General features: G+C 48.8%; 10 protein-coding genes and 3 pseudogenes. 5 read left to right on the forward strand and 8 right to left on the reverse strand.

Translation table 11 applies throughout. The features are described 5' to 3' along the window. Nucleotides 1–90: 90 nt before the first annotated feature. Both M2407_RS25860 and M2407_RS25865 read left to right on the forward strand, forming a co-directional pair. Nucleotides 91–438: pseudogene (locus M2407_RS25860) on the forward strand (integrase core domain-containing protein); the annotation flags it as partial. 11 nt (nucleotides 439–449) lie between these two features. Beyond that, nucleotides 450–1,121 (forward strand): annotated as a pseudogene (locus M2407_RS25865) (Tn3 family transposase); the annotation flags it as partial. A 25-nt stretch (nucleotides 1,122–1,146) separates the two neighbouring features. Here the strand turns inward: M2407_RS25865 and M2407_RS25870 are convergent. The 7 genes and pseudogenes from M2407_RS25870 to M2407_RS25900 all read right to left on the reverse strand — a co-directional run. After that, a pseudogene (locus M2407_RS25870) lies at nucleotides 1,147–2,472 on the reverse strand (DUF4158 domain-containing protein); the annotation flags it as partial. A gap of 5 nt (nucleotides 2,473–2,477) precedes the next feature. Further along, complete coding sequence (locus tag M2407_RS25875) at nucleotides 2,478–3,047, reverse strand: recombinase family protein (RefSeq protein ID WP_259220221.1); 570 nt, start codon at nucleotides 3,045–3,047, stop codon at nucleotides 2,478–2,480. A 467-nt stretch (nucleotides 3,048–3,514) separates the two neighbouring features. Then, a complete protein-coding gene (locus tag M2407_RS25880; RefSeq protein ID WP_409049664.1) occupies nucleotides 3,515–4,210 on the reverse strand; it encodes an N-acetylmannosamine-6-phosphate 2-epimerase in 696 nt (231 codons plus the stop codon). After that, a complete protein-coding gene (locus tag M2407_RS25885; protein WP_259220222.1) occupies nucleotides 4,207–4,731 on the reverse strand; it encodes a pyridoxamine 5'-phosphate oxidase family protein in 525 nt (174 codons plus the stop codon). Before M2407_RS25885 ends, M2407_RS25880 begins: the two co-directional genes overlap by 4 nt. 1 nt (nucleotide 4,732) lies before the next feature. Then, a complete protein-coding gene (locus M2407_RS25890; protein ID WP_259220223.1) occupies nucleotides 4,733–5,077 on the reverse strand; it encodes a hypothetical protein in 345 nt (114 codons plus the stop codon). Nucleotides 5,078–5,087: 10 nt separating this feature from the next. Next, a complete protein-coding gene (locus M2407_RS25895; RefSeq protein WP_259220224.1) occupies nucleotides 5,088–6,236 on the reverse strand; it encodes a peptidogalycan biosysnthesis protein in 1,149 nt (382 codons plus the stop codon). 2 nt (nucleotides 6,237–6,238) lie between these two features. Then, nucleotides 6,239–7,024 carry a class I SAM-dependent methyltransferase gene (locus M2407_RS25900; protein ID WP_259220225.1) on the reverse strand — a complete coding sequence of 262 codons (786 nt, stop codon included), beginning with the start codon at nucleotides 7,022–7,024 and terminating at the stop codon, nucleotides 6,239–6,241. Between the two features lie 408 nt (nucleotides 7,025–7,432). Here M2407_RS25900 and M2407_RS25905 point away from each other — a divergent pair, with 408 nt between their 5' ends. Beyond that, a complete protein-coding gene (locus tag M2407_RS25905) occupies nucleotides 7,433–7,993 on the forward strand; it encodes a recombinase family protein (RefSeq protein ID WP_259220226.1) in 561 nt (186 codons plus the stop codon). A gap of 49 nt (nucleotides 7,994–8,042) precedes the next feature. After that, nucleotides 8,043–11,051 carry a Tn3 family transposase gene (locus tag M2407_RS25910; RefSeq protein WP_259220227.1) on the forward strand — a complete coding sequence of 1,003 codons (3,009 nt, stop codon included), beginning with the start codon at nucleotides 8,043–8,045 and terminating at the stop codon, nucleotides 11,049–11,051. Nucleotides 11,052–11,100: 49 nt separating this feature from the next. Here the strand turns inward: M2407_RS25910 and M2407_RS25915 are convergent, their stop codons facing one another. Beyond that, nucleotides 11,101–11,445: a hypothetical protein gene (locus tag M2407_RS25915; RefSeq protein WP_259220229.1), complete on the reverse strand. Its 345-nt coding sequence runs from the start codon at nucleotides 11,443–11,445 to the stop codon at nucleotides 11,101–11,103. 121 nt (nucleotides 11,446–11,566) lie between these two features. Between M2407_RS25915 and M2407_RS25920 the strand changes: the two genes are divergently transcribed. Next, a partial coding sequence (locus tag M2407_RS25920; protein ID WP_259220230.1) for an IS6 family transposase occupies nucleotides 11,567–12,040 on the forward strand: 474 nt, incomplete at its 3' end.

Below are 12,040 nucleotides of genomic sequence, written 5' to 3' on the forward strand. Positions count from 1 at the left end.
TACGCTCGGGTGAATAGGTCTTCATAAATATCGTCTCCAACCCCCTGATGATTTTTCAGTTGGAGGCGACAACTACCCTGACATGGGGGGATAGTGGCAAACCGTGGATATCCGCTGAAGATGCGGATGGATAACGGGCCGGAGCTGATATCACTGGCTTTGGCACAATGGGCTGAGGACCCTGGCGTGATGCTGGAATTTATCAAGCCAGGCAAACCGACGCAAAACGCGTTTATCGAACGGTTTAACCGAACGTACCGGACCGAAATACTGGATTTTTATCTGTTCAGAACACTGAATGAAGCACGGGAAATAACGGAACGCTGGCTGGCAGAATATAACAGCGAGCGGCCTCATGAATCCCTGAATAACCTGACGCCGGAAGAATACCGGTTGATGGCTGAGAAGACGGAAATCTCAAAAAGTGTGTGGAACTAAAATGGGTGTGCTTACAGGATCTCCACGACAAGAAGCTGTTTATCAAAGGGAAAGCGGACCAATACCCGGCGCTTCAGTCACTGATATCAACGACCCGCCTGAACCTGAAAGAGATCGAAATTCACTGGCGTGAAGTGCTACGTCTGGCGACCTCGATAAAGCAGGGAACAGTGTCGGCATCCCTGATGCTGAAAAAGCTTGCCAACTACCCCAAGCAAAACGGACTTGCCAAAGCATTGAGGGAAATTGGCCGTATTGAACGCACTCTATTTATGCTCGACTGGTTCCGCGATCCGGCACTTCGTCGGCGAGTACAGGCGGGACTGAATAAAGGAGAAGCCCGTAACGCGCTGGCGCGTGCGGTATTCCTGCACCGGCTGGGTGAAATCAGGGATAGAAAACCGGAAAATCAGAGCTATCGCGCCAGTGGACTGACGCTGCTGACGGCTGCTATCTCGCTGTGGAATACCGTCTATATGGAAAGAGCGGTCGATGCCCTGAAGCGTAAAGGGGTGAAGATCAATGAGCAACTGCTGTCGCATCTGTCCCCGCTTGGCTGGGAACACATCAATCTGACAGGCGATTATATCTGGAAAAGCAACCGGATACCGCCTTCCGGTAAGTTTCGTCGGCTGAGGCCAGCTAAAACCGAAAGATCAAAAAACCATCTTAACGTACAATAATTTTCGATATCCAAACTGACCCCTGTATTCCCGTGGGTTCGTCCTTTTCATTGAATGTCAGCAGGTAGGAACGCAATCGCTTTGGCAGCGTGGCATCCGGGCATTCGTCAAATGGCCATTGAGCCAAGCGCGGCTGTCGGGCGAACAGTTTTTTTGCCCAGGCAAGTGCCTCCAGCCATAGGCTGTCAGGAACAATACTGGCAAAGTTGAGCGTCACATAAAGGGGGCGCAGGTGGCGGCGGATGCGTTCGGCCAGTCCGTCAACCACCTGCCAGTGCAGCGCCAACTTGCTCACCGGCTTGATGCTCATGCGCTGCGCGGTGTTTTGCAGCACATCCCTGTCCATGATTTTCCAGGCACGCTGCCGTTTAACTTGCTCGTCGGCGAAGGACTGTTTTGCGCCAGCCCGGCTCTCATCCTCCAGTTGTTTCATATGGAAGGCCATCGCATCGACCAGGTTGTCGGTAAGCTGCCGGTAACGCCCCCAGGCGTAGCACAGCAGGTATAAGTAACTTTGTTGTTTGGGGCGGAGACGTCGCAGGTCGTAGACGGTGTAGAAGTTCGTCAGGCTGGCATAGTAGAGCAGATTTTGCTGTGAGACCCCCAGTTTGGGGAGCAACGTACTGGCTACCTGGTACAAGGGTTTAAGCGTTGCCCGCTTTTCTCTCTCCAGTTTCATCTGCCGCCAACGAAAGTCTTTGGCATCCTGTCTCAACCCTGCCAATTTGGATAATGTATCATCACGCACAAGAAGTTGAGCCAACGCGGCCCTGGCGCTATCGTCAAGTTCATCGAGAAGCAAGTTACTCAAACGCTGTCGCTCAGTAGACAGCACGTTGCTAATCAATTCTTGCAACGTGCTGTAACCGGGACGAACAATTTTTTGTTCGTTGAGCCAGACAATGAGTTCAGTGGCCACGAACCCGGGCGTAACATCGCGACGAACGATCTGTTCGGCCTGCTGCATGAGCTGGGGCAAATAGTGGGTTGCCCACAAGCGGTAGCTGAACAGGTGTGCTATCCGCTCACGCTGACTATAATACTCATGCTTGGTGATCGATTCAGGTTCGAACTGTTCGCCGTTGAAATAGCGGCTCAGCACAAAGGCACTATCATCTTCGACATCGCACCAGTCGAAGCGGAAGAAGGCGTGCTTGGCCTTGAAATAACCTATTTGCAAGGCACAGTAAATTTGTGCGTGAAGGCTGGGGCGACAACTAACCAACGCCAGTTCTGACTCTGACAACGACAGGAATTCCATCTGTTGTCTGTCATCAAAATCAGGCAGTCCATACAGGGCAAATTGCTCTGCATCCGATAGAACCGATAAACGCTCATTTTTACTCGACATAGCCACTACTGTCGATTGAGTAGCTTGGTTTTGGATAACAACCGGGCCACTGTAGAAGGGTGGACATCGAAAAGCCTGGCCGCATCAGCGGCAGTTCTTTGGCCTGAACTCACCAGTTGCACAATTTCTTGTTGTTGCAGGGTGGAAAGCTTCGGGCGGCGTCCGCCAATTCGACCTTCATTACGCGCCGCTAACAGACCATTGCGCGTACGCTCACGTAGCATGGCGCGCTCGAATTCAGCAAAGGAACCCACGATCTGCATCATCATACGGCCAGCAGGTGTCGTGGTGTCGATAGCTTCCGTAATACTCTGAAAACCTGCCCCAGCAAGCTGCACCTTTTCCAGAAGAGTCAGTAAGTCTTTAAGTGAACGCGAAAGCCGGTCAAGCTTCCATACCACCAACATGTCGCCAGGCCGTAGTTGGTCAATCAAACGGTGTAGCTCTGGGCGATCCCAGCGCCCAGCTGACGCTTTTTCTTCAAAAATTCGGGCACAGCCCATCTGCGTCAGTGCGGCAATCTGCGCGCTGTTATCCTGTTCTTGGGTGGAAACCCGGGCATAACCGAGATTCATCACTTCGCTCTCCTATCCAGCCATTCTGGCAAAAAACTATCGATCACGGAGGGAGACCCTGGCTAACTTATCAACGGTATCCATCACGGCTAATTGTTATTTGATCGTAGGTGTGTTGTTTTGCAAAAACCTATTGCCAATGAATTTAATTATGCAATACCTTTTTGCAATCGGCAAGTCCTCTAATTGATGGGTCGCGCAATATTGATGCACAAACGAACGTTTGTGCAACGCGGTTAAGGCACAAAAAGTCGATTAAGGGGCCTGAAGCCCAACCGTACGGAAACGTACGCTAAGTACATTTTTTGAGCAGGTCGGAGAGTGTTTTCTGAAAATAAGAAATAAAAATCCTCTGAGCAAAATTGCTAATATTTATACATGCAGATGCACCGAACTATTGCAAATTAACAGTCCCCCCGTATATCTCTAAGTGATTTCAGGTGAGAATACGGTAAAAGAATCAGCTTTTATTTTCCTGACAAAGACAATCCATTTACGAAGGCTCGTGTGATATTTTGTGGTCTCGTTATAGCCCCACCGACAACGATGCTGTGAGCACCATTGCGCAATGCACAGGCCGCCTGTTCCGGCGTATTTATTCCTCCTTCAGCCAATACAGGTAAAGTAACGGCATTACATAATGTTTTCAGATGTGCACAATCATCATCAATGAGATGCTTTCCTTTACTTTCTGGGGTGTGGCCATACATCGCGGTAGTGATGCCGTCATAACCTAGGTCTTGTGCCAGAAGAGCTTCCTCAAGAGTAGCCACTGCAGCCAAAAGTAATATGTTGGGGTAACAGGTACGGATTTCCTGAAGCACTTCCTCCAGTCGTTCACCACCAGGTCGAGGACGAAAACAGGTTTCGATGGAAATAAAATCCGGTTCTGCAACCATTAATCCGTGAATATCCTCAATAGTTGGCGTCAGGCACACCGTCGAGTCGCTATAATGGCGATTCAGCACACCAATTACAGGTAAGTCAACTTGTGCTTTGATTGCTGTTATGTCTTGCGCGCCGTTGGAAACTATCCCACCCGCTCCGCCAAGGTATGCTGCTATTGCCATTTTCGCCATCACCGAAGAACCATGGAGAGGTTCATCTGGTAATGCCTGACAGGAAACGATCAGCTTGCCATTCAATGAATTTAATAGACTCATAATATCTCCTGTTTAGGTACAACCAATTGGTTCAGGGGAAAGGGGACGCGTTTGTCTTCTTTAGTTTGCAGCCAAGCATCTATATCCAGTAGCCACCACTCCTTAATGAGGAGTTCGTAAAAACGCCGCAGACCATCACCATAAAACTCATGTAATGGTAACTGCCAGCGAGCACGCTCCAGCACATCAGGAAAATTAAGTCGATAATAATCCTGATGGATACCTTTACATTCACTCTGTGGTATTTCCCGCGCGATACCGGTAAATTGCGCACCATCCAGCCCTAAAGGCGACGTTTCTTGCATGTCATAGCGAAACAGTGACCCGCTGACTTCAGCACACAGGCTAATATTCTCGGAATGCTTGGCAGTCCTCATCGAATACCACACCAGCCGCAAAGGAGCGAACAACGGGACATAATTGACAGTAGAAGCCCAGGGAGTGCAGTCAGAGTTCTGGCTCGCTAGGGTGAAAAAGCGTGCGCTATTGAGTAAATAAAGGCTGCGTTGTGTCAGGCTCATGTTAGCTACTTGGGTTGATGACAAAAGGTGCATCGTTCAACAAACTCGAATCGAGAATATCCCACCACAATTCTTGTTCAGTACGGATCTGTTCCCATTCGGGTATTTTGCTGAGTGCTGATACGGCTTTACGGTACTGCCCCCAGGCTTCTTCATCGGCGAAGGTAACATAATGTTCCAGGCAATGGACGTTATTTCCGATAGTTCGAACATACCAGCGTCGCTCTCCTGCCATTTCCAGTGTGCTATAAAACCATTCCTCGCGTTTCTCGACCCAACGCCAAAATTCGGGCATATCCTTACGGGCTTTACTAGTCGGTTTCAATAAATACATCAGATGTAGCATAATATTTCCTTTAATTAAGTTGTATCCAGTGAGGGGACAGATGGCTACCATGCTGTTGCTGGTAGTCATGATAAAATAGACGGTTATAATTTTCACATTCGAAGGTTGATGGAATGGTCGTGTTTTCATTTTCGAATAACAGCAACGCGGCCAGTGGCTCTATTTCAGCACCACGCAATGACTTAGCCCGAAGCGAAGAAATAGAAAATCGATATTCACGTGTAGTGTTTTCCATCGCGTAATCTAAAGAGTGATAATAACTCAATACAAAATAACGGAAGTCATCATCATCAACCAAATAATCCGAGCCATAATATCGAAAATGTAACGTATCACCAAACCGATAGAATATAGTTATAGCCAGAATTGTATTGCCACGCATGGCTATAACAGCAATGGCGGTGTCAATAACCCCAGATTTTTTTTGTCCATCAAACATACGCCGCATCCAATCAATATTTTGATGGTTCCCGTATTTTGCTCTGTTGTTAGTTATTAGCTCTGCGGCGATTTCCAGCAGGTGATCATCCAATCGCCGCCATTCCACTCTGTTACCAAAGCGGGAAAAAGCAGCTAACTCCACTTTAGTTCTTCTTCTGCGTTGATAGTCCATTTGTTGTAATTGCGAAGCCAGTCCTCCCCTAGGGACGGTCATCGCCGCCTCCGCTGAGTGCATCAGAACGCGTGTATTAGGACAATAACGAGCAACTTCCAGTGCCTGACACAGTGGCATAAAAGGGACTATGGCTGCGTAACATTTTCTGGAACTGGCCAATTGTGCCAGCATGTTACCCATCGTGGACAAGGCTTCACCGCGTCTCAGTCCACGTACACAGGGGATTTCATTGTGTGTGGAGCGACGAGCGCCAACCCACAAAAAAGGCTGTTGCCACGGGCCTTTCAACCCGGGAAAGTAGTCTGGCAGGTAGAACAACCCCGGTTTATTTTCTCCCTCCCAAAGAGCGCAACCACCTAACAACCCACCATTACCACGCAGAGTAAAAATGTCCGCTTTACCCAAAGCGTGATCCAGTGCGGCTAACCAACCGTAGCTATGAAAAAAATCATGGTCAGTAATCAGCCCATCCCATTGATGCTGATCAATATGTTCAATACTGGACACGGAAGGAATAGCAGACCGGTTCAGAGGGGATAACATAATTATTCCTTGATGCATTCAATGATTGCAGCATGTGGGTATTGAAGGTAGAGGGAAAGTTCGAGTGATAGAGGTTTCGTGGGAACATTTAATGATTTCCAGCTTACTGTCTGAAAACCCGCCTGATATAGCATACTCTCCAATGTCTGACGTGACCAATAGTAGGCCTGTATATTGACATCGTAAGGAGGCTGACAGATATGAAGCCGAACTTGACTTCCATCTGCACGGGGTTGTTCTTCAATCAGGCGAAGGCCAATAGGCCTATAATACTCGGGATCTAAATTGAATTCAGGGTGCATAGGCAGTGTGATTAGCCGCCCTCCTGGTTTTAACATCTTGAACATCGCCTGGCTCATTGCCAGTAGATCTTCACTGTGAGCTATATAGGGCATAACATAAACCGCAAGGACAATATCGAAACTCCCCTCATGTTTTTCATTAACTTCAGAAAAATAATCAATGCCGAGCCGTTCTTTTTCCTCGCGTCGGCGAGCATAATTAAGCATTCCTTCAGAGATATCATAGCCGGAAATACATTCCCCTCCGAGACCATTCAACCAGCGAGAAATATTTCCTGGCCCGCAACCAAAATCCAGTATATTAAGGACAGAGAGATCACCCAGTAACTGTTTTAATGTAGGAAGCTCTAACTCCTTACGATAGGGCCAGGACAGCATTTCCTCATAGAGACCTGCGTATTCGTCAAAGGTTGCAGGATCAAACTTAGATGAATTAGTTTGGTTCCCATTTATCGAAGAAGTGTCTGAAGTTTGAGTAAGACGCATAACGAATACCCGCTTATTAGTAATGATATAACTAACAGATTTATTTTTACTGTCCACCTCTATTTTTACGTAAAACAGAGGCGGAAATAAAATAACAAACCATCACCAGTTTCCATGAAAAAAAGAACATAGAAACCAAATTGCTTCTCATGGTAGGCCAAAAATAACATTAGACGTTATGTAATAATCTAGTAGATGAGATGATTATTTTCAACACATCAGTAAAAAAAATTATACCGAGTTGTTAACAGCTTAACGTGATGAATTTATGTCAGTTTTAATTATACCCTAACCTGACGTCAGGTCAGATAATAAAAAACTGTCAGAATAAAGTCACTCCGCCTATTTATTGACACAAGTAATTAAAGGTCATAGATTCTTTCCTGACACATTCAGTACTGGAGGCGTATGAAAGGTCAACGTATTGGCTATATCAGGGTAAGTAGCTTTGACCAGAACCCAGAGCGTCAACTGGATCAGACTCAGGTGGATAAAGTCTTTGTCGATAAAGCATCGGGTAAAGATACTCAGCGGCCAGAGCTGGATTCACTGTTGTCATTCGTGCGTGATGGAGACATCGTGGTGGTTCATAGTATGGACCGGCTTGCTCGTAACCTGGATGATTTGCGCCGTCTGGTACAAAAGCTTACCCATAAGGGTGTGCGTATCGAATTTGTTAAAGAATGTCTGACATTCACTGGCGAAGATTCACCAATGGCAAACCTGATGATCTCAGTAATGGGGGCTTTTGCCGAGTTCGAGCGTTCTTTAATCCATGAACGTCAGCGTGAAGGCATAGCTTTGGCCAGGCTGCGTGGTGCATACCGTGGACGGAAAAAATCACTATCACCAGAACAACAAATTGAAGTACGACAGCGGGCAAACAATGGTGAGCAAAAAGCCCAACTTGCTCGTGAGTTCGGTATTAGTCGTGAAACGCTGTATCAATATCTGAAACAACCTGATTAATATCTCATTTTTATTCATTCGTATGTGATCCGTAGCCAGGGAGGCACTTTTGCCAGCAGATTTTTTAAACGCGGAACAGCGTGCCAGTTATGGTCAATTCTCTGGTGAGCCTAATGACATTCAGCTTGCTCGTTTCTTTCTGCTGGATGAAGTGGATATGGAGTTCATTAACAAACGGCGTGGAAGGGCAAACCGTCTGGCGGTGGCATTGCTGATTGGCAGCGTTCGATTTCTTGGCACATGGCCTCATGAACTGTCAGCGATCCCGGCCAACGTACTGTGGTTTGTTGCCCGACAGCTGGGAATATCCGACACGGGCGTTCTGTCCGACTACTCCAGAAGAGAAACCACGCTGCGTGAACATCAGGCTCTGATCCGTCGTCGGTATGGCTATCGTGATTTCTCGTGGCCATGGACGTTCAGGTTGAGCCGGTTACTGTTCACCCGCAGTTGGCTCAGCAACGAACGACCGGGACTGCTTTTCGATCTGGCTACCAGTTGGCTTCTACAAAATAAAATACTGTTGCCGGGCGTCACCACGCTGATCCGTCTGATATCCGAAATACGTGAAAAATCAGCAGACAGACTCTGGTCTCGACTGTCCGGACTGGCATCAGGCGAACAGTGTTCATTACTTGAAGAACTGTTACAGGTACCTGATGGAGTACGCACCTCACGTTTTGATCAGTTAAGAAAAGGTCCTGTTGCCCTCAGCGGCCCGGCATTTAATCAGGCCATTGCGCGCTACCTGAAACTGAAAGCATTTGGCATGCAGGATCTTGACTTCACCGGTATTCCTCCGGTGCGTTTCAATGCACTCGCCCGGTATGCAGATATGATTTCAGTGTACAAAATAGCCCGGATGCCGCCCGCAAGACGAACAGCGATGCTGGTTGCCTTTGTTCGTTCTTGCGAAATATCGGCACTGGATGACGCGCTGGACGTCCTGGATGGAGTTATTGCTGATATCGGCCGGGAGGCGAAAAAAATTGGGCAGAAAAAACGCCTGAGAACTTTGAAAGATCTTGATAAATCAGCATTAGAACTGGCAAATATCTGCTCGATGCTTCTGGATGAAAATGTCGACAGTGAGTTGCTCCGCTCGATAATATTTAAAAAATTCCCTCCGGCCAGGCTGGCCGACACCATCACATTTATAAACGCGATCGCCCGACCTCCTGACGCCAATTTTCACGATGAAATGGTGGAACAGTATGGAAGAGTCCGCCGTTTTCTTCCCTGTTTGCTGGAAAATATTGAGTTCGGAGCCGCTCCGGCAGGTGAAACAACGCTTGAGGCTATACGCTACCTTGCGGCGATCCGAACAACCCGGAGGCAGCATATTGATGATGCGCCAATGGCGATAATTACCGGCCCCTGGAAGCGACTCTGCTATGGCAAAGACGGTCATTTATCCCGACAGGGCTATACCCTCTGTGTTATGAATAAGTTACAAGACAGCCTGAGGCGACGGGATATTTACGTCGCACGGAGCGAACGCTGGGGAGATCCCCGGGCTAAACTTCTCCAGGGGCAGGACTGGCATACCAACAGAGTGCAGGTGTATCGCTCCCTCGGGCATCCCCTCAACGCCGGAGAGGCCGTCAATGCGCTGACCCGGCAGCTCGACACGGTGTACCGACAAGTCGCTAAAAATTTTGCTGATAATCAGGCCGTTTCGCTGGATTTCACCGGTAAACGCACGAAGCTGACCATTGCTCATCTGAACGGACTGGATGAGCCGCCGACGCTGAAGTTACTCTCAAAACGTATATCTGACCTGCTGCCGATTGTCGATCTGACCGAACTCCTTCTTGAAATTAACGCGCATACAGGGTTTGCAGATGAATTTACCCACGCAAGCGAAGCGGGCGCGCGTATGGATGACCTGACCGTCAGTATCTGTGCAGTATTGCTGGCTGAAGCCTGTAATATTGGTATGGAGCCCTTTATTCGACCCAATATTCCGGCGCTGACCCGCTATCGTCTGAGCTGGACCAAACAAAATTATCTCAGGGCAGAAACGCTGGTAAAAGCAAACGCCAGACTGGTTGATTATCAGTCTACCCTGCCTCTGGCTCAGAAATGGGGCGGTGGTGAGGTGGCCTCTGCGGACGGTATGCGATTTATAGCCCCGGTACGAACGGTCCATGCAGGCCCCAACCGAAAATATTTTGGTTCCAGCCGGGGGATCACCTGGTACAACTTCATTTCAGATCAGTACTCCGGATTTCATGGCGTTGTCGTTCCCGGCACGCTAAGGGATTCCATATTTGTACTGGAAGGCCTGCTGGAGCAGCAAACCGGACTCAACCCGACAGAGATAATGACAGATACGGCGGGTTCCAGTGACCTGATCTTCGGTCTTTTCTGGTTGCTGGGCTATCAGTTCTCTCCTCGTCTGGCTGATGCAGGAGCCTCTGTATTTTGGCGTGTGGATAAAGATGCAGATTATGGCGTGCTGAATGATATCGCCCGCAATGCTGCGAATGCCCGGAAGATAGAGCAACACTGGGATGACATGATGCGCATGGCCGGTTCCCTGACGCTGGGGAAAATTCGGGCGTCAGTTTTGATTCGTTCGTTGCTGAGCAGCGATCGCCCTTCAGGGTTAACACAAGCAATTATCGAAGCCGGAAAAATAAATAAGACACTGTATCTGCTGAATTATATTGATGATGAAGATTACCGACGTCGCATTCTGACCCAGCTTAACCGGGGAGAAAGCAGACATGCTGTCGCCAGAGCCATTTGTCACGGGCAGAAAGGCGAGATTAGAAAACGCTACCGGGACGGGCAGGAGGAGCAACTGGGCGCTCTGGGGCTGGTAACTAATGCCGTCGTACTCTGGAATACCATTTATTTGCAGGCGGCACTGGCACATTTACGTGATGAGGGTGAAGCCATTAATGAAGACGATGAGTCCCGGCTGTCACCACTGCGCCATGCGCATATTAATATGCTGGGTCACTACACATTCACGCTGGCAGAACAGGTAACAAAAGGACAGCTCAGGCCACTTAAGCAAGCGGAAGAGAGCGATGAATGGCCTTTATAATTATCTTTCGTCATGGCAGCGAAAGCACCGATTTGGTTAAAAAACATACTTAGCGTACGTTTTCGTACGGTTGGGCTTCAAACCCCTGATAGAGCCGGAGTTGGACTACCGCGATTGCCTCCTGCACCTGCGACAATAATGCGGGATTGACCGCCGGTCTCTGGCTGTTGTGTCCCTTTGCTCTGAATTCTTGCGCTTCTGACAAATGCTCGCGCGCGATAACTGAAAAGAAGGCGTCCACTGGCGGTGGAGGTACAACAGCAACCCCGCTCCCTTCGCCAGCATACGAGTCCTCCATCTCATCCTGGCGATAGCGCTCCTCGTCGTCACTCTCTACGTCTTCTTCTGGGGTGGCTAACAGCGCGCGTTTTTTCTGGTACTCATGATGAGACATGGCAATATCTCCGGCAAGCAGCGGGGGAGAAGTGAGTAAAGTATATGCAAGAAATCAGGCTCTGTCGCATTAAGGCGTCGTCAGATAACATGCTGTTTTTTTTTAATGATGTTACCTGTCCATGTCTTTGATCCGAAATGCCTTCCAGCGACTGCATTATCCCGTCGATATCATCGCCCAGTGTGTGCGCTGGTATCTGGCCTATGACCTTAGCCTGCGTAATCTGGAGGAAATGATGGCTGAACGTGGTATTTTTGTCGACCACTCTACGCTTCATCGCTGGGTCATCCGCCTGGTACCGTCACTGGATAAAGCCTTTCGACGGAGTAAACGCTCCGTGGGTCGCCGATGGCGAATGGATGAGACCTACATCAAAGTCAAAGGTCAGTGGAAATATCTCTACCGCGCGGTGGATACTTCGGGGCAGACCATCGACTTCATGCTGACCGCCAAACGGGACGCTGCGGCTGCATTACGCTTCTTTCGCAAAGCCATTAGACAGGCCGTTGAGGAAATCTGGCGGGGAGCCGTTATCCGCCTGCTGCGCGGCAGCTATGAGCGGGTCAGCCCCGGCACCCTGCCGGGACTGAGACAC

The organism is Serratia sp. BIGb0234, assembly GCF_024809915.1.
Taxonomy (GTDB): Bacteria; Pseudomonadota; Gammaproteobacteria; order Enterobacterales; family Enterobacteriaceae; genus Serratia; species Serratia liquefaciens.